A 16,035-nucleotide genomic window follows, 5' to 3' on the forward strand; every position below is an offset into this window, starting at 1 on the left:
CCTGCTTCCTGTGTTTCAGAAGCACTTGAGTCAGGAGGAGGAATCGGCTGTCGGAGGCGGACGAAAAATGCGTCTGGATCAAGCTAGAAGCTACGCAGTCCAACAGCCGTACATCTCCACCCTACACATGTTCCTTAAGAATCGGGCGCCGCTCGCAGTATCCGGAGCGGGTTGGCATCTCGCGCTCACCGAAGTGGTCGCGGCTCATGTTTCAAGGCTTTGGTTTCGAGTCGTTAGCGGGTTGGAAATTTTCGTATTTCCGCTGAAACGCCTCTGTAGGACGGCCTGACGTCCGTTCAAAGTGTTTGCAGGCGAGGGGGAAATGCAGGTTGGCAATCATCCGCAGGCCAGGCCGCTTATGGCGGCTTCCCGACTATAGCAGCAATGATTAAGTGCTTCAATTGAATGAAAAATTGTTATGATGTACGGATGACTACTCCCGCCTCTCCGACCACCGGTGTCCAGCTGCTCGATGTGCCGCCGGAACTGGCTGGTCAACGTATCGACAATTTCCTTATCGCCCGTCTCAAGGGTGCGCCCAAGACCCTGATCTATCGCATCCTGCGTAAGGGCGAAGTGCGCGTGAACAAGGGGCGGATCAAGCCCGACTATCGGCTCCAGGCCGGAGACCAGGTGCGCGTGCCGCCGCTGCGCCTGGCCGAGCGTGATGAGCCGGCGCCGCTGGCGCAGGGGCTGCTGGAGCGGATGGAGGCGGCGATCGTCTACGAGGACAAGGCGCTGATCGTGGTCAACAAGCCCGCCGGGATCGCCGTGCATGGCGGCAGCGGCGTGAGCGCCGGGGTCATCGAGGTGTTTCGCCAGTTGCGCCCCGATGCCAAGGATATCGAATTGGTGCATCGTCTCGATCGCGATACCTCCGGCCTGCTGATGATCGCCAAGAAGCGCAGCATGTTGCGTCACCTGCATGAGGCCCTGCGGGGCGAGAAGATCGTCGACAAGCGCTATCACGCCCTGGTCCGTGGCCACTGGCCGGCTGGCAAGAAGAACGTGCGCGCGCCGCTGCTGAAGAACAATCTGCGTTCGGGCGAGCGAATGGTCGAGGTGAACGTCGAGGGCAAGGACGCGCTGACCGAGTTCCGGGTGCTGCGTCGCTTCGGCGATTTCGCCACCCTGGTGGAAGCGCGCCCGATCACCGGGCGGACCCATCAGATCCGCGTGCATGCCAAGCACGCCGGGCATGCCATCGCCGGCGACCCGAAGTATGGCGACGAGGATTTCTCCCGCGAGATCCGCGAGCTGGGCGGCAAGCGCCTGTTCCTGCATGCCGCGCAGTTGCGCGTGCCGCTGCCCGACGGGCAGGTGCTGGAGCTGGAGGCGCCGGTGGACGAGATGTGGCAGCGTTCGCTGGAGCGTTTGAATGACTGACTACGCGTTGCTGGTATTCGATTGGGACGGCACCCTGGTCGACTCGATCGCGCGCATCGTCGATTCGATGAAGGCGGCGGCGCGGGAAACCGCTCTGCCGGAGCGGGACGATACCCGGATCAAGGGCATCATCGGCCTCGGCTTGCCCGAGGCGATCGCTTCGCTCTATCCGGAGGTTGGCGATCCTGCTCTGGTCGAGCGTTTCCGGTGTGCCTACAGCGAGCATTACCTGGCGCAGGAAGCGCAGCCGTCGCGGTTGTTCCCCGGCGTGGCCGAAGCCATGGTGCATTTTCGCGAGGCCGGGTTCCGCCTGGCGGTCGCCACCGGCAAGAGTCGGCGCGGCCTGGACCGGGTGCTGGCGGGGCATGGCTGGAGCGATTTCTTCGATATCACCCGCTGCGCCGACGAAACGGCCAGCAAGCCGGACCCGTTGATGCTCCACGAGATCCTGGCGCACTGCCGGGTCGAGCCGGGGCGGGCGCTGATGATCGGTGATTCGCCGTTCGACCTGGAAATGGCGCGACGGGCGGGGATGGATTCGGTTGCGGTGGCCTATGGCGCCCAATCGCTGGAGCAGTTGCGGCCTTATGCGCCGCGGCTGGAAGTTGAGCATTTCACCGAGTTGCGCGCCTGGTTGGGCGGTGCTCGACGTGAGGCGGTTTCAGGAGTGGTTGAGCATGTCTGACGAGTGGAAGTCGGAAACGCCGAAGGCGAATGACGACAAGAGCTGGAAGCTGCTGGAAAAGGCGGTCCTCGCCGGGGTCCAGGAGCAGCGGCGGGCGCGGCGCTGGGGGATATTCTTCAAGTCGCTGACCTTCATCTATCTCTTTGTCGTGCTGCTGGCCTTCAGTCCGTTCGGCAGCCTGGAGAAATCGGCCTCGCGCAGCGGTAGCCACACGGCACTGATCGAGGTGAAGGGCATGATCGCCGACGATGAGCCGGCCAGTGCCGACAATATCGTCACGGCCCTGCGCGCGGCGTTCAAGGATGAGGGTACCAAGGGGATCGTCCTGCGGATCAACAGTCCGGGCGGCAGTCCGGTGCAGTCGGGCTATATCTATGACGAGATTCGTCGCCTGCGCGGCGAGCACCCGAACGTCAAGGTCTATGCGGTGATCAGCGACCTGGGTGCCTCCGGCGCCTACTACATCGCCAGCGCCGCCGACCAGATCTACGCCGACAAGGCCAGCCTGGTCGGCTCCATCGGCGTGACGGCGGCCAGCTTCGGTTTCGTCGGCACCATGGAGAAGCTCGGTGTCGAGCGGCGCGTCTATACCTCCGGCGAGCACAAGTCGTTCCTCGATCCTTTCCAGCCGCAAAAGCCCGAGGAGACCCAGTTCTGGCAGCAGGTGCTGGATACCACCCACAAGCAGTTCATCGACAGCGTGAAAAAAGGGCGCGGCGACCGGCTCAAGGTCGAGGGGCATCCGGAGCTGTTCTCGGGTCTGGTCTGGTCCGGCGAACAGGCATTGCAGCTGGGTTTGATCGACGGCCTGGGCAATGCCAGCTATGTGGCGCGCGAAGTGGTGAAGGAGAAGAAGATCGAGGACTACACCGTGCAGGAGTCGCCTTTCGATCGCTTCGCCAAGAAGTTCGGTGCCAGTGTGGCGGAGCGCCTCGCGCTGTGGATGGGCTGGCAGGGGCCGGTACTGCGCTGAGAGCGTTTCCCTTCCTTATATAAAGAAGCCCGGCTGAAGCCGGGCTTCTTTATATGGGAATGCCGGATATGGGAATGCCGGATATGGGAATGCCGGATATGGGAATGCCGGCTCAGGGAATTTCGACGCCTTCCTCGAGGAGCATGTCGACCAGGCGGATCAGGGGCAGTCCCACCAGGCTGGTGGCGTCCTCTCCTTCGGTGGAGCGGAACAGGCTGACGCCCAGGCCTTCCGCCTTGAAGCTGCCGGCGCAGTCCAGCGGGCGTTCCGCTTCGACGTAGCGGCAGATGCGGCTCTCGTCGAGGTGGCGGAAGTGCACGGTGAACGGCACGCATGCCACCTGGATGCGTCGGCTGGCGCTGTTGAGGAGGGCCAGTCCGGTGAGGAAGGTCACGCTCTTGCCGCTGGCGTCCCGTAGCTGCTGGATGGCGCGTTCGGGGGTGTGCGGCTTGCCGAGGATGTTGCCGTCGAGTACGGCGACCTGGTCGGAGCCGATCACCAGGTGTTGCGGATAGCGTCCGGCCAGCGCTTCGGCCTTGCTGGCGGAAAGGCGGCGCACCAGTTCCTCGGCACTTTCCTCGGGGCGATGGCTTTCGTCGATATCGGGGCTGGCGCTTTCGAAGGGAAGGCGCAGGCGGGTCAGGAGTTCGCGTCGGTAGGGGGAGCTGGAGGCGAGGATCAGGTCGGGCATGAGGTTCTCCATGGCGAGCGGCCGATTTTAACGAAAAGACTCGTCCTTACAGCGGTTTATGGCTAATTTCCTTTGACAGGCGCGGGGACGTCCCTATAATGGCGCGCTTATGTTGAATGGGCCGATTCCACCTCATATCGATCCGCGCAAGTTGGTCGACCGCGGCGCCACCCTCGAGGGTGTGTACGCGCTCGCCGATATGCCGCGTGTATGCGAGCAACTGACCAGCGATGCCGGTGAGGTGCGCGTGAAGGTTTCCTTCGAGCGCGGCCACCAGAAGCTGGCGGTCATGCATATGCAGCTCGATACCGAGGTGAGCATGGTATGCCAACGCTGCCTGGATGCGGCGGCCATTCCCGTGCATGGCGAATATACCTACGCCATTCTTCGGGAAGGTCAGTCCGCCGACGGTCTGCCGAAGGGGTACGATGCGCTGGAAGTGGGGGAGGAACCCCTGGACCTGCTGGCGCTGGTCGAGGACGAGCTGTTGCTCGCCTTACCCATCGTTCCGGCCCATGACCCCGAAGTATGTCAGCACCCGGCTGGATTCGTCGTCGAAGACGAGCCGGAGTCGAGCGAAGTCGAGGACAAGCGTCCTAATCCGTTCAGCGTACTGGCACAGTTGAAGCGTGACCCAAACGTTTAGGAGTTAATCAATCATGGCTGTTCAGCAGAACAAAAAGTCTCGTTCCGCTCGTGACATGCGTCGTTCCCACGATGCGCTCGAGTCCAATGCTCTGTCCGTGGAAAAGAGCACCGGTGAAGTCCACCTGCGCCACCACGTATCCCCGGACGGCTTCTATCGCGGCCGTAAGGTAGTAGACAAGGGCTCCGACGAGTAATCCTTGTCCGCACCAATCATCGCGATTGATGCAATGGGTGGGGACTTCGGTCCCCACTGCGTTGTTCCGGCCTCTATTGCCTTCCTGGCCGAGAATTCCTCTTCGCAACTGATCCTCGTCGGTCAGCCTGCCCTCCTCGAAGAACTCCTTTCCCGCTATCCGTCGCTCGACCGGCAGCGCCTGCGTGTGCATGCGGCCAGCGAAGTGATAGGTTCAGACGAACGTCCCTCCCAGGCCTTGCGTGGCAAGCCGGACGCTTCCATGCGCGTGGCGCTGGAGCTGGTCCGCGACGGCCGGGCGCACGCGTGCGTCAGCGCCGGCAATACCGGGGCGTTGATGGCGCTGTCGCGGCACCTGCTGAAGACCCTGCCCGGTATCGACCGCCCTGCGATGGTGACGGCGGTTCCGACCGAGAAGGGGCATTGTCATCTGCTCGACCTCGGCGCCAACGTGGATTGCAGTGCCGAGCATCTCTATCAGTTCGCGGTGATGGGCGCGGTGGCGGCAGAGGCCTTGGGCTGCGTCTCGCCCCGGGTCGCCCTGCTCAACGTGGGGACCGAGGAGATCAAGGGCAACCAGCAGGTCAAGCTGGCGGCGAGTCTGTTGCAGAAGGCGCAGGGGTTGAATTTCAGCGGATATATAGAGGGCGATGGCCTGTATCGCGGCGAGGCCGACGTGGTGGTCTGCGACGGTTTCGTCGGCAACATCCTGCTGAAAGCCAGCGAAGGCCTGGCTGCCATGGTGTCGGCGCGGATCGAACAGCGCTTCCGCGATGGACTGGCGGCGAAGCTGGTCGGTGCGCTGGCGTTGCCGCTGCTGCGCCGGCTGCGCGGCGATATCGCTCCGGCACGCTATAACGGCGCCAGTTTCCTCGGATTGCAGGGGATAGTGGTGAAAAGCCATGGGTCTGCCGCCGAGGAGGGTTTCCACAGCGCCTTGCGTCGCGCGGCACTGGAAGTCCGGGAAAACCTGCCGCAACGATTGCATGGCCGTCTCGAGCATCTGCTGCTCTAATGTGTGACCGGGCGGTCCAGGCAGCCATCCAACACTCAGTTTCCTGCGCCAGTCGCGGCTGGCGCGTTATCTCCGACGAGCAAAAGACCACAAGGGACCTATTCAATGTCTGCATCCCTCGCATTCGTCTTCCCCGGCCAGGGTTCGCAATCCCTCGGCATGCTGGCCGAGCTGGGCGCCCAGCAGGCGCTGGTGCGCGATACCTTCGCCGAGGCCTCCGAGGCGCTCGGTTACGACCTTTGGGCGCTGGTCCAGAATGGTCCTGAAGAGCACCTGAACCAGACCGACAAGACCCAGCCGGCCATCCTCACGGTTTCGATCGCGCTCTGGCGCCTCTGGCTGGCCGAGGGCGGTGCGCGCCCGGCGTTCGTCGCCGGGCACAGCCTGGGCGAATATTCCGCGCTGGTCGCGGCCGAAAGCCTGGCGTTCGCCGATGCGGTCAAGCTGGTCGAGCGTAGGGGCCAACTGATGCAGCAGGCGGTTCCGGCGGGGCAGGGCGGCATGGCCGCGATCCTTGGCCTGGAAGACGCCGATGTATTGGCGGCCTGTGCCGAGGCGGCCCAGGGCGAGGTGGTCAGCGCGGTCAACTTCAACGCGCCGGGGCAGGTAGTGATCGCCGGTGCCGCGGCTGCCGTTGAGCGTGCCATCGAGGCATGCAAGGCACGCGGCGCCAAGCGCGCGGTGGCGCTGCCAGTCAGCGTGCCGTCGCATTGCGAACTGATGCGTCCGGCCGCCGAGCAGTTCGCCGCCTCGGTCGAAAGCCTGCAGTGGCAGGCGCCGAAGATTGCGCTGGTGCAGAACGTCAGCGCCGCCGTGCCGGCTGATCTCGATACGCTGCGCCGCGACCTGCTGGCACAGCTGTACAGCCCGGTTCGCTGGGTGGAGAGCATCCAGCTGCTGGCGGAAAAGGGCGTCACCGAGCTGGTCGAGTGCGGGCCGGGCAAGGTCCTGGCAGGCCTCAACAGGCGCTGCGCGAAGGGCATCAATACCCATGGCCTGGATGGCGTCGAGGCGTTCGCCGCCACGCGCGCCGCCCTGGCCTGAGAGAGAGAAAGGAGAGAATCCCATGAGTCTGCAAGGTAAGGTCGCATTGGTAACCGGCGCCAGCCGTGGCATCGGCCAGGCGATTGCGCTGGAACTGGGGCGCCTGGGTGCCGTGGTCATCGGCACCGCGACCAGCGCGTCCGGCGCCGAGAAGATCGCCGAAACCCTCAAGGCCAATGGCGTCGAGGGTGCGGGCCTGGTCCTGGACGTTTCCAGCGACGAATCCGTAGCCGCGACCCTGGAGCACATCCAGCAGCATCTCGGCCAACCGCTGATCGTGGTCAATAACGCCGGCATCACCCGCGATAATCTGCTGGTGCGCATGAAAGACGACGAGTGGTTCGATGTGGTCAACACCAACCTGAACAGTCTCTACCGTCTGTCGAAAGCCGTTCTGCGCGGTATGACCAAGGCCCGCTGGGGGCGCATCATCAACATCGGTTCCGTGGTCGGCGCCATGGGCAATGCCGGGCAAACCAACTATGCCGCGGCGAAGGCCGGCCTGGAGGGCTTCACCCGTGCGCTGGCCCGGGAAGTCGGTTCGCGTGCCATTACCGTGAATGCGGTGGCGCCGGGCTTCATCGACACCGACATGACCCGCGAGCTGCCGGAAGCCCAGCGCGAAGCGCTGCTGGGCCAGATTCCGCTGGGTCGCCTGGGGCAGGCGGAAGAGATCGCCAAGGTGGTCGGCTTCCTCGCTTCGGACGGCGCAGCCTATGTGACCGGGGCCACCGTGCCGGTCAATGGTGGGATGTACATGAGCTGAATGTGACGTTACCTTTCTCGGGTCTGTCATAAGCGCTGTCTAGAATTCGTTGCGGAATTGCAGCCGGGTTATTAGATAGAATTATCGAAGTGGCCGTGGGAAGGTGAGGCGTTCAGCTTGAAAAGCAGAAAACCCTTTCTATACACTTACCCGCAGCCCAGCTGCTCGGATTTTCCATAGGAGTGAAAACAAGGTATGAGCACCATCGAAGAACGCGTTAAGAAGATCGTCGCTGAACAACTCGGCGTGAAGGAAGAAGAAGTCACCAACAGCGCTTCCTTCGTCGAAGACCTGGGCGCCGACTCCCTTGACACCGTCGAGCTGGTGATGGCTCTGGAAGAGGAATTCGAGACCGAAATCCCTGACGAGAAAGCTGAAAAGATCACCACCGTTCAGGAAGCCATCGACTACATCGTTGCTCACCAGCAATAAGTAGTCGTCGGATTTTCCGACGTGGAAAAGCCGCACAGCCTGTAAGGGCGTGCGGCTTTTCTTTAGCGCCTTACCTACTCTGGTAGTCTGTCGGCGCAACCCCGTGAAATGAGAAAGAGGAAGTCGTAGTGTCGCGTAGACGCGTCGTCATTACTGGCATGGGCATGCTGTCGCCGCTGGGCCTGGATGTCCCGAGCAGTTGGGAAGGTATTCTCGCCGGTCGCAGCGGGATCGCCCCGATCGAGCATATGGACCTGTCCGCCTATTCCACCCGCTTCGGTGGTTCGGTCAAGGGTTTCAATGTCGAGGAATACCTGTCCGCCAAGGAAGCCCGCAAGCTCGACCTGTTCATCCAGTACGGTCTCGCCGCCAGCTTCCAGGCCGTTCGCGATTCCGGCCTGGAGGTCACCGACGCCAATCGTGAGCGTATCGGCGTATCCATGGGTTCCGGTATCGGCGGCCTGACCAATATCGAGAACAACTGCCGATCCCTGTTCGAGCAGGGGCCGCGGCGCATCTCGCCGTTCTTCGTGCCCGGTTCGATCATCAACATGGTTTCCGGCTTCCTGTCGATCCACCTGGGTCTGCAGGGGCCCAACTACGCCCTCACCACCGCCTGCACCACCGGTACCCACAGCATCGGCATGGCTGCTCGCAACATCGCCTATGGCGAGGCCGACGTGATGGTCGCCGGCGGTTCCGAAATGGCTGCCTGCGGTCTCGGCCTGGGTGGTTTCGGCGCGGCTCGCGCGCTCTCCACTCGCAACGACGAGCCGACCCGTGCCAGCCGTCCGTGGGACCGGGATCGCGACGGCTTCGTCCTGTCTGACGGTTCCGGCGCCCTGGTGCTCGAAGAACTGGAGCACGCCCGTGCCCGCGGCGCGCGGATCTATGCCGAGCTGGTTGGCTTCGGCATGAGCGGCGACGCCTTCCACATGACCGCGCCGCCGGAAGACGGCGCCGGTGCCGCCCGCTGCATGAAGAACGCGCTGCGCGATGCCGGCCTGGATCCTCGCCAGGTCGATTACATCAACGCCCATGGCACCTCCACCCCGGCCGGCGACATCGCCGAGATCGCCGCGGTGAAGAGCGTGTTCGGCGAGCATGCCCATGCGCTGTCGATGAGTTCGACCAAGTCGATGACCGGCCACCTGTTGGGTGCCGCCGGTGCGGTGGAGGCGATCTTCAGCGTGCTGGCCCTGCGCGACCAGGTCGCCCCGCCGACCATCAACCTGGACAACCCGGACGAAGGTTGCGACCTCGACCTGGTGGCCCACGAAGCCAAGCCGCGCAAGATCGACGTGGCCCTGTCGAACTCGTTCGGTTTCGGCGGGACCAACGGCACCCTGGTGTTCCGCAGGTTCGCCGACTGATGCTGGACTGGGTCGACGGCCGGCCCGCCGCCGAGCTGTCCGTGCGTGATCGCGGACTGGCCTATGGCGACGGGCTGTTCGAGACCCTGGCGGTGCGCGCCGGCACGCCGCGTCTCCTGGAACGCCACCTGGCGCGCCTGGAAGAGGGGTGTCGACGCCTGGCGATCCCTCTCGACGCCGCGGCGTTGCGCCAGGAGTTGCTGGCGTTCTGCGCGGCGCTGGGCGACGGTGTCGCCAAGCTGATCGTCACCCGCGGCGAGGGTTTGCGTGGCTACGCGCCGCCTGCCGAGGCCTCGCCGCGGCGAATCCTCTCCGGATCGCCGCGTCCGGCCTATCCCGAGCGCCACTGGCAGCAAGGCGTGCGCCTGTTCGCCTGCCGCACGCGCCTGGCCGAGCAGCCCCTGCTGGCCGGCCTCAAGCACCTCAATCGCCTGGAGCAGGTCCTCGCCCGTGCCGAGTGGAGCGACGCCGGGCATGCCGAAGGGCTCATGCTGGACGTGCACGAGCGGGTAGTGGAGGGCGTGTTCAGCAACCTGCTGCTGGTTCTCGACGGCACCCTCGTGGCGCCTGACCTGCGGCGCTGCGGCGTCGCTGGAGTGATGCGCGCGGAATTGCTCGAGCGCGCCGAAGGAATCGGCGTCCCGCTGGCGATACGGGATGTTTCCATGGCTGAACTGGCGACGGCCGACGAGGTCTTTCTGTGCAACAGCCAGTTCGGCATCTGGCCGGTCCGGGCATTGGACGAGCACGTCTGGCCGGTCGGCGAGCTGACCCGTAAACTGCAAGACCAACTTCGCGACGACCTGGATTTCTGACTTTGATGCGCAAACTGCTGGTGCTGCTGGAGAGTGGCCTGTTGTTCGTTGGCCTCTGCGTCGGCCTGGCTGCATGGCAGCAGCAGCGGGCGCTGGAGCAGCCCCTGCAATTGACCGAGGAGCGCCTGCTGGACGTTTCCTCGGGCTCCACGCCGGGCGGCATGCTCGCGCGTCTGGAGCAGGAAAAGGTGCTCCATGGCGCGTTCTGGCTGCGCCTCTACTGGCGTTTCAACCTGCCGGGCCAGGCCCTGCACAGCGGCGAATACCGCCTCTTGCCGGGGATGAAGGGCGCCGACCTGCTGGAACTCTGGCGTGAAGGCGAGGTGGTGCAGTACAGCCTGACCCTGGTCGAGGGCTGGAGTTTCCGCCAGGTGCGCGAAGCGCTCGCCAGGCAGGGCAAGCTGGAGCAGACCCTGGCCGGCCTGAGCGACGGCGAGATCATGCAACGCCTCGGCAAGCCCGACGAAGTGGCCGAAGGGCGCTTCTTCCCCGATACCTACCGCTACACCCGTGGCATGCGCGACATCGACATACTGCGCAAGGCCTACCAGCGCATGCAGACCATCCTCGCCAAGGAATGGGATGGCCGCAGCCAGGACCTGCCTTATCGCGACGCCTACCAGGCGCTGATCATGGCCTCGCTGGTGGAAAAGGAAACCGGCGTGCCGGAAGAGCGTTCGCAGATCGCCGGCGTCTTCGTCCGCCGCCTGCAGCGCGGCATGCTGTTGCAGACCGATCCGACGGTGATCTATGGCATGGGCGAGCGCTACAACGGCAAGATCACCCGCGCCGACCTGCGCGAACCGACCCCTTACAATACCTATGTGGTGCCGGGCATGCCGCCGACCCCGATCGCCCTGGCCGGGCGCGAGGCGATTCGCGCCGCGCTGCATCCGGCCGAGGGTGAGACCCTGTATTTCGTGGCGCGCGGCGATGGCAGCCATGTGTTCTCCAGCAGCCTGGACGAACACAACAAGGCGGTCCGCGAGTATCAGTTGAAGCGTCGCTCGGACTATCGCTCCAGCCCCGCGCCCATCACCCCGCCGCCACAATGAGCGGCGCAGCCAAGATAAGGAGTGCCGTGTGACCGGCCTGTTCGTCACCCTGGAGGGCCCGGAAGGGGCCGGCAAGAGCACCAACCGCGACTACCTGGCCGAGCGCCTGCGCGAGCGCGGCATCGAGGTGCAGTTGACCCGCGAGCCTGGCGGCACGCCTCTCGCCGAGCGCATCCGTGAGCTGCTGCTGGCGCCCAGCGACGAGCCGATGGCCGCCGATACCGAGCTGTTGCTGATGTTCGCCGCGCGGGCCCAGCATATCGCCGGGGTCATCCGTCCGGCACTGGCGCGCGGGGCCGTGGTGCTCTGCGATCGCTTCACCGATGCCACCTATGCCTACCAGGGCGGCGGGCGCGGCTTGCCGGAGGCGCGCATCGCCGCGCTGGAAAGCTTCGTCCAGGGCGACCTGCGGCCCGACCTCACGCTGGTCTTCGACCTGCCGGTGGAAATCGGCCTGGCGCGGGCGGCGGCGCGTGGCCGGCTCGACCGTTTCGAGCAGGAGGACCGACGCTTCTTCGAGGCCGTGCGTCAGACCTACCTGCAGCGCGCCGCGCAGGCCCCGGAGCGTTACCAGGTGCTCGATGCCGGGTTGCCGCTGGCCGAGGTGCAGGCTGGCCTGGATCGGCTGCTGCCGAATCTGCTGGAGCGTCTGAATGGCTGATATCTATCCCTGGCAGCAGGCGCTCTGGAGCCAACTGGGCGGCCGCGCCCAGCACGCCCACGCCTATCTGCTCTACGGTCCCGCCGGGATCGGCAAGCGTGCCCTGGCCGAGCATTGGGCCGCCCAACTGCTCTGCCAGCGGCCTGCCGCCGCTGGCGCATGCGGCGAGTGCAAGGCCTGCCAGTTGCTGGCCGCCGGTACCCATCCGGACTACTTCGTGCTGGAGCCGGAGGAGGCGGAGAAACCGATCCGGGTCGATCAGGTCCGCGACCTGGTTGGCTTCGTGGTGCAGACCGCGCAACTGGGCGGGCGCAAGGTCGTGTTGCTCGAACCCGCCGAGGCGATGAACGTGAACGCCGCCAACGCCCTGTTGAAAAGCCTTGAAGAGCCGTCGGGCGATACTGTGCTGCTGCTGATCAGCCACCAGCCCAGCCGCCTGTTGCCGACCATCAAGAGCCGCTGCGTGCAGCAGGCCTGCCCTTTGCCGGGCGCGGCGGCGAGTCTGGAATGGCTGGCGCGGGCCCTGCCCGACGAGCCGGCCGAGGCCCTGGAGGAACTGTTGGCGCTTTCCGGCGGCTCGCCGCTCACCGCCCAGCGCCTGCACGGCCAGGGCGTGCGCGAGCAGCGCGCGCAGGTGGTCGAGGGGGTGAAGAAGCTGCTCAAGCAGCAGATCGCCGCCAGCCCACTGGCCGAAAGCTGGAACAGCGTGCCGTTGCCATTGCTCTTCGACTGGTTCTGCGACTGGACGCTGGGCATCCTGCGCTACCAGTTGACCCACGACGAGGAGGGGCTGGGGTTGGCCGACATGCGCAAGGTGATCCAGTACCTGGGCGACAAATCCGGGCAGGCCAAGGTGCTGGCCATGCAGGACTGGCTGCTGCAACAGCGGCAGAAAGTGTTGAACAAGGCCAACCTCAACCGTGTCCTGCTTCTCGAAGCCCTGCTGGTGCAGTGGGCAAGCCTGCCCGGGCCGGGCTAGAATCCCGCTGATATTCGACTGGCAGGAACCTGCATGAGTTTGCCACCCAATCTGGGGCCGCGTAACGGCATCCTGTCCTTGACCATCAAGGACAAGTCCGTGCTGTACGCCGCCTACATGCCGTTCATCAGGAACGGCGGGCTGTTCATTCCCACCAACAAGAACTACAAGCTCGGCGACGAAGTCTTCATGCTGCTCAACCTGATGGAAGAGCCGGAGAAGATCCCGGTGGCCGGCAAGGTCGTCTGGATCACCCCGAAGGGCGCCCAGGGCAACCGTGCGGCTGGCATCGGCGTGCAGTTCAACGACGGTGACAACACCGCCCGCAACAAGATCGAAACCTACCTGGCCGGGGCGCTGAAGTCGGACCGGCCGACCCACACGATGTAACGCTAGACAGGATCATGCTGGTCGATTCCCACTGCCACCTCGATCGCCTCGACCTGGCCGCCCATGGCGGCTCGCTCGATGCGGCGCTGGATGCCGCGCGAGCGCGTGGCGTCGGTCAATTCCTCTGCATCGGCGTCAGCGCCGACAATGCCCAGGCGGTGAAGGCCCTGGCCGAGCGCTATGCCGACGTGCACTGTTCGGTGGGCGTGCACCCGCTGGACCTGGAGCCCGGAAGCGCGCCAGCGCTGGACTGGCTGCTGGGCGAGCTGGCGCATCCGCGGGTGGTGGCGATCGGCGAGACCGGCCTCGACTACCACTACGAACCGGAAGCCGCCGAGTTGCAACAGGAGGCGTTTCGCCTGCACCTGGAAGCCGCGCGGATCACCGCCAAGCCAGTGATCGTGCACACCCGCGAGGCGCGCGCCGACACGCTGGCGCTGCTGCGCGAGGCGGCGTTGCCGCAGGCCGGCGTGCTGCATTGCTTCACCGAGGACTGGGAAATGGCGCGATCGGCGCTGGACCTGGGCTTCTACATTTCCCTGTCCGGCATCGTCACCTTCCGCAATGCCGATGCCCTGCGCGAGGTGGCTCGCCAGGTACCGGCCGACCGGCTGTTGGTGGAGACCGACTCGCCCTACCTGGCGCCGATTCCCCATCGCGGCAAGCCGAACCTGCCGGAATACGTGCGCGATGTCGCCGAATTCCTCGCGACGTTGCGTGGCGTCAGCCTGGAAACCCTGGCGGAGCAGACTACCGCCAATTTCCATCGGCTGTTTCCGTTGGCCCGCTAGGCCGGCGCACGGATAAAAAAAACCCGGGTTCTGGGGGATGAATCCGGGTCAAGACCATTAGGAGTGGAACAAAGGTACGCATTCCTCGGTACCTTCACTGGCTGGGTACTTGGGGGGAGATACCGCGCGCCAGTACCTTTCAGTATTGGTCATGTTCGTGGGGCGTCCAGACAGGGCTGGCGGTTTTTTAAACAGATTTGGAATACCCTTGCGGTCCTTGAGTACCTAGGTGCCTGCGACCTGGCGCAAGATCGCCAGGGTATCGTCGATCACCGTCGAACTCGTGTAGAAGTGCGGGGAAAAACGGATACCTCCGCCACGCTGGGCGCAAATGACCCGTTCCTGGCGAAGCGTTTCGAAGAGTGTCCGATTGTCCTGGCCGTCCAGGCTGAAGGTCAGGATGCCCGCGCGTCGGCTCGGGTTCCGCGGGCTGTGCAGGCGTACCCCGGGAATTCCCGACAGACCGTCCTGTAGCCACTGGACGCGCTCGGCGATGTCTCTGCCGACCCGCTCCATGCCGACCTCCTCCAACAGCCCCAGGCTGGCCTCCAGGGCCATCGCGCCGAGCATGTTCGGGCTGCCGCATTCGAAGCGCCGGGCGCTGCGCGCCGGCCGCCAGTCGCGACGCTCGTAATCGAGGGCATGTTCCAGCATGTGCCAGCCATATTCGTGCAGCGCCAGGCGCTCGCGCTGCTCGGGATGGCAATAGAAGACGCCCAGCCCTTCGGGGCCGAGCATCCACTTGTGCCCATCGGCCATGGCGAAGGCACAATCGTAGGCCTGTACGTCGAAGGGCAGGGCGCCGAGCTGCTGGATCGCGTCGATGCAGAACAGCACCCCGCGGCGGCGACATCCCGCGCCGATGCGCTCCAGGTCAAGGCGCAGGCCGCTGGCGTACTGCACCGCGCTGATCGACAGCAGGCGGGTGCGCGGGCCGCAGGCGGCGAGCAGGGCGCTCTCGGGATCGTCGCCGGCGAGACCGACCTCGACCACTTCGACGCCGCGCGGGCGCAAGGCTTCCCAGACCACTCTATTGGAGGGGAACTCCTCGTTGCCGATGACGACCTGGTCGCCCTCTCGCCAATCCAGGCCGAAGGCTACGAAGGAAAGCGCCTCGGAGGTGTTCTTGACCAGGGCGAGGTCGCTGCCGGCGCGCGCATTGAGCAGTCGGGCAAGGCGCTCGCGCAGGCGATGTTCTATCTTCAGCCATTCCGGATAGTCGCTGGCGCCGTGGGCGACGTTCTCCCGGGCGAAGGCGCTCACCGCGTCGGCGGCGCGTCTAGGCCAGGGTGCGACCGCTGCGTGGTTGAGGTAGCGCAGACCGTTGGTCTGGTCGAATTCGTCCTGGTAACAATTCATCGTCGGATGTTCCGTGCATTTTCGTGCTGAATAGGCATAATACGCGGCTTCGATTTTTGACTCATTTTGACCTGACAGTCTTTTTATGCAGAAAGAGCCTCGCAAAGTTCGTGAATTTCGTCGCCGTGAACAGGAGATTCTCGATACCGCCCTCAAGCTGTTCCTCGAACAGGGGGAAGACAGCGTAACGGTCGAGATGATCGCGGATGCCGTCGGCATCGGCAAAGGCACGATCTACAAGCACTTCAAGTCCAAGGCGGAGATCTACCTGCGCCTGATGCTGGACTACGAGCGCGATCTCGCCGCCCTGTTCCATTCCGAAGACGTAGCCCGCGACAAGGAAGCCCTGTCGCGCGCCTACTTCGAGTTCCGCATGCGCGATCCGCAGCGCTACCGCCTGTTCGACCGCCTGGAAGAGAAGGTGGTGAAGACCAGCCAGGTGCCGGAGATGGTCGAGGAGCTGCACAAGATCCGCGCCTCCAACTTCGAACGCCTGACCCAGCTGATCAAGGAGCGTATCGCCGACGGCAAGCTGGAGAACGTTCCGCCGTACTTCCATTATTGCGCTGCCTGGGCGTTGGTGCATGGCGCCGTGGCGCTGTACCACTCGCCGTTCTGGCGCGAGGTGCTGGAAGACCAGGAAGGTTTCTTCCACTTCCTGATGGATATCGGCGTGCGCATGGGCAACAAGCGCAAGCGCGAAGGCGACGCTCCCAGCGCCTGATACCTGTGGTGCCGGGACGCAGTCACTGCGCCCCGCGCACTCTTTGCCGGCAGGG

General features: G+C 64.7%; 19 protein-coding genes. 17 read left to right on the forward strand and 2 right to left on the reverse strand.

Annotated elements, in window-relative coordinates:
- Nucleotides 1-429: 429 nt before the first annotated feature.
- From rluC to sppA, 3 genes are read left to right on the forward strand one after another with little or no spacing between them, the layout of a single operon-like run.
- Nucleotides 430-1,386: a 23S rRNA pseudouridine(955/2504/2580) synthase RluC gene (gene rluC, locus LJF27_RS10995; RefSeq protein WP_003104143.1), complete on the forward strand. Its 957-nt coding sequence runs from the start codon at nucleotides 430-432 to the stop codon at nucleotides 1,384-1,386.
- On the forward strand, nucleotides 1,379-2,071 hold the full coding sequence (locus LJF27_RS11000; RefSeq protein WP_003104140.1) for an HAD-IA family hydrolase: 693 nt from the start codon (nucleotides 1,379-1,381) through the stop codon (nucleotides 2,069-2,071). Before rluC ends, LJF27_RS11000 begins: the two co-directional genes overlap by 8 nt.
- Nucleotides 2,064-3,044 carry a signal peptide peptidase SppA gene (gene sppA / locus LJF27_RS11005; RefSeq protein WP_003091146.1) on the forward strand — a complete coding sequence of 327 codons (981 nt, stop codon included), beginning with the start codon at nucleotides 2,064-2,066 and terminating at the stop codon, nucleotides 3,042-3,044. The genes LJF27_RS11000 and sppA overlap by 8 nt, the downstream gene beginning before the upstream one ends.
- Nucleotides 3,045-3,156: 112 nt before the next feature.
- Here the strand turns inward: sppA and LJF27_RS11010 are convergent, their stop codons facing one another.
- The gene (locus LJF27_RS11010; protein WP_016263278.1) at nucleotides 3,157-3,735 is read right to left on the reverse strand and encodes a Maf family protein; all 579 of its coding nucleotides are present in this window, start codon (nucleotides 3,733-3,735) and stop codon (nucleotides 3,157-3,159) included.
- A 109-nt stretch (nucleotides 3,736-3,844) separates the two neighbouring features.
- Between LJF27_RS11010 and LJF27_RS11015 the strand changes: the two genes are divergently transcribed.
- The 13 genes from LJF27_RS11015 (at nucleotide 3,845) to LJF27_RS11075 (ending at nucleotide 13,897) form a co-directional block, all read left to right on the forward strand.
- Nucleotides 3,845-4,381: a YceD family protein gene (locus LJF27_RS11015; RefSeq protein ID WP_023116995.1), complete on the forward strand. Its 537-nt coding sequence runs from the start codon at nucleotides 3,845-3,847 to the stop codon at nucleotides 4,379-4,381.
- A gap of 13 nt (nucleotides 4,382-4,394) precedes the next feature.
- Nucleotides 4,395-4,577 carry a 50S ribosomal protein L32 gene (gene rpmF, locus LJF27_RS11020; protein ID WP_003091143.1) on the forward strand — a complete coding sequence of 61 codons (183 nt, stop codon included), beginning with the start codon at nucleotides 4,395-4,397 and terminating at the stop codon, nucleotides 4,575-4,577.
- Nucleotides 4,578-4,580: 3 nt separating this feature from the next.
- A complete protein-coding gene (gene plsX, locus LJF27_RS11025) occupies nucleotides 4,581-5,591 on the forward strand; it encodes a phosphate acyltransferase PlsX (protein ID WP_071543174.1) in 1,011 nt (336 codons plus the stop codon).
- A 105-nt stretch (nucleotides 5,592-5,696) separates the two neighbouring features.
- Nucleotides 5,697-6,635 (forward strand): ACP S-malonyltransferase, encoded by a 939-nt coding sequence (gene fabD / locus LJF27_RS11030; RefSeq protein ID WP_003104134.1) that lies wholly within the window; start codon nucleotides 5,697-5,699, stop codon nucleotides 6,633-6,635.
- A 22-nt stretch (nucleotides 6,636-6,657) separates the two neighbouring features.
- Nucleotides 6,658-7,401, forward strand: coding sequence for a 3-oxoacyl-ACP reductase FabG (fabG, locus tag LJF27_RS11035; protein ID WP_003091137.1), 744 nt, complete (start codon nucleotides 6,658-6,660; stop codon nucleotides 7,399-7,401).
- 195 nt (nucleotides 7,402-7,596) lie between these two features.
- Nucleotides 7,597-7,833: an acyl carrier protein gene (gene acpP, locus LJF27_RS11040; protein WP_003091135.1), complete on the forward strand. Its 237-nt coding sequence runs from the start codon at nucleotides 7,597-7,599 to the stop codon at nucleotides 7,831-7,833.
- Nucleotides 7,834-7,961: 128 nt separating this feature from the next.
- Nucleotides 7,962-9,206, forward strand: a complete 1,245-nt coding sequence (fabF, locus tag LJF27_RS11045; protein WP_003104132.1) for a beta-ketoacyl-ACP synthase II — start codon at nucleotides 7,962-7,964, stop codon at nucleotides 9,204-9,206.
- On the forward strand, nucleotides 9,206-10,021 hold the full coding sequence (pabC, locus tag LJF27_RS11050; protein ID WP_003110198.1) for an aminodeoxychorismate lyase: 816 nt from the start codon (nucleotides 9,206-9,208) through the stop codon (nucleotides 10,019-10,021). Before fabF ends, pabC begins: the two co-directional genes overlap by 1 nt.
- A 5-nt stretch (nucleotides 10,022-10,026) precedes the next feature.
- The gene (mltG, locus tag LJF27_RS11055; protein ID WP_003104128.1) at nucleotides 10,027-11,076 is read left to right on the forward strand and encodes an endolytic transglycosylase MltG; all 1,050 of its coding nucleotides are present in this window, start codon (nucleotides 10,027-10,029) and stop codon (nucleotides 11,074-11,076) included.
- Between the two features lie 28 nt (nucleotides 11,077-11,104).
- Nucleotides 11,105-11,737 carry a dTMP kinase gene (gene tmk, locus LJF27_RS11060; RefSeq protein WP_003122486.1) on the forward strand — a complete coding sequence of 211 codons (633 nt, stop codon included), beginning with the start codon at nucleotides 11,105-11,107 and terminating at the stop codon, nucleotides 11,735-11,737.
- Nucleotides 11,730-12,716, forward strand: coding sequence for a DNA polymerase III subunit delta' (locus LJF27_RS11065; protein ID WP_003104126.1), 987 nt, complete (start codon nucleotides 11,730-11,732; stop codon nucleotides 12,714-12,716). Before tmk ends, LJF27_RS11065 begins: the two co-directional genes overlap by 8 nt.
- A gap of 33 nt (nucleotides 12,717-12,749) precedes the next feature.
- Nucleotides 12,750-13,106, forward strand: coding sequence for a PilZ domain-containing protein (locus LJF27_RS11070; protein WP_003091119.1), 357 nt, complete (start codon nucleotides 12,750-12,752; stop codon nucleotides 13,104-13,106).
- 14 nt (nucleotides 13,107-13,120) lie between these two features.
- Nucleotides 13,121-13,897, forward strand: coding sequence for a TatD family hydrolase (locus LJF27_RS11075; RefSeq protein WP_003091117.1), 777 nt, complete (start codon nucleotides 13,121-13,123; stop codon nucleotides 13,895-13,897).
- Nucleotides 13,898-14,122: 225 nt separating this feature from the next.
- On the opposite strand, the gene LJF27_RS11080 is transcribed toward LJF27_RS11075, so the two are convergent.
- On the reverse strand, nucleotides 14,123-15,256 hold the full coding sequence (locus tag LJF27_RS11080; protein WP_003118082.1) for an aminotransferase class V-fold PLP-dependent enzyme: 1,134 nt from the start codon (nucleotides 15,254-15,256) through the stop codon (nucleotides 14,123-14,125).
- Between the two features lie 85 nt (nucleotides 15,257-15,341).
- On the opposite strand from LJF27_RS11080, the gene LJF27_RS11085 reads away from it, so the two are divergent.
- Nucleotides 15,342-15,980 (forward strand): TetR/AcrR family transcriptional regulator, encoded by a 639-nt coding sequence (locus LJF27_RS11085; RefSeq protein WP_003091114.1) that lies wholly within the window; start codon nucleotides 15,342-15,344, stop codon nucleotides 15,978-15,980.
- The last annotated feature ends 55 nt before the right edge of the window (nucleotides 15,981-16,035 follow it).

This window comes from Pseudomonas sp. 203-8 (assembly GCF_020708595.1).
In the GTDB taxonomy this organism is placed as follows: domain Bacteria; phylum Pseudomonadota; class Gammaproteobacteria; order Pseudomonadales; family Pseudomonadaceae; genus Pseudomonas; species Pseudomonas aeruginosa.

Excerpts from the sequence above, each read along its gene's own strand:
- rpmF (WP_003091143.1), top strand. The coding sequence starts at position 4,395 with ATGGCTGTTCAGCAGAACAAAAAGTCTCGTTCCGCTCGTGACATGCGT.
- sppA (WP_003091146.1), top strand. The coding sequence starts at position 2,064 with ATGTCTGACGAGTGGAAGTCGGAAACGCCGAAGGCGAATGACGACAAG.
- LJF27_RS11065 (WP_003104126.1), top strand. The coding sequence starts at position 11,730 with ATGGCTGATATCTATCCCTGGCAGCAGGCGCTCTGGAGCCAACTGGGC.
- fabD (WP_003104134.1), top strand. The coding sequence starts at position 5,697 with ATGTCTGCATCCCTCGCATTCGTCTTCCCCGGCCAGGGTTCGCAATCC.
- mltG (WP_003104128.1), top strand. The coding sequence starts at position 10,027 with ATGCGCAAACTGCTGGTGCTGCTGGAGAGTGGCCTGTTGTTCGTTGGC.
- LJF27_RS11070 (WP_003091119.1), top strand. The coding sequence starts at position 12,750 with ATGAGTTTGCCACCCAATCTGGGGCCGCGTAACGGCATCCTGTCCTTG.
- fabG (WP_003091137.1), top strand. The coding sequence starts at position 6,658 with ATGAGTCTGCAAGGTAAGGTCGCATTGGTAACCGGCGCCAGCCGTGGC.
- LJF27_RS11075 (WP_003091117.1), top strand. The coding sequence starts at position 13,121 with ATGCTGGTCGATTCCCACTGCCACCTCGATCGCCTCGACCTGGCCGCC.
- rluC (WP_003104143.1), top strand. The coding sequence starts at position 430 with ATGACTACTCCCGCCTCTCCGACCACCGGTGTCCAGCTGCTCGATGTG.
- LJF27_RS11010 (WP_016263278.1), bottom strand. The coding sequence starts at position 3,735 with ATGCCCGACCTGATCCTCGCCTCCAGCTCCCCCTACCGACGCGAACTC.
- pabC (WP_003110198.1), top strand. The coding sequence starts at position 9,206 with ATGCTGGACTGGGTCGACGGCCGGCCCGCCGCCGAGCTGTCCGTGCGT.
- LJF27_RS11015 (WP_023116995.1), top strand. The coding sequence starts at position 3,845 with ATGTTGAATGGGCCGATTCCACCTCATATCGATCCGCGCAAGTTGGTC.
- acpP (WP_003091135.1), top strand. The coding sequence starts at position 7,597 with ATGAGCACCATCGAAGAACGCGTTAAGAAGATCGTCGCTGAACAACTC.
- LJF27_RS11000 (WP_003104140.1), top strand. The coding sequence starts at position 1,379 with ATGACTGACTACGCGTTGCTGGTATTCGATTGGGACGGCACCCTGGTC.
- LJF27_RS11085 (WP_003091114.1), top strand. The coding sequence starts at position 15,342 with ATGCAGAAAGAGCCTCGCAAAGTTCGTGAATTTCGTCGCCGTGAACAG.
- LJF27_RS11080 (WP_003118082.1), bottom strand. The coding sequence starts at position 15,256 with ATGAATTGTTACCAGGACGAATTCGACCAGACCAACGGTCTGCGCTAC.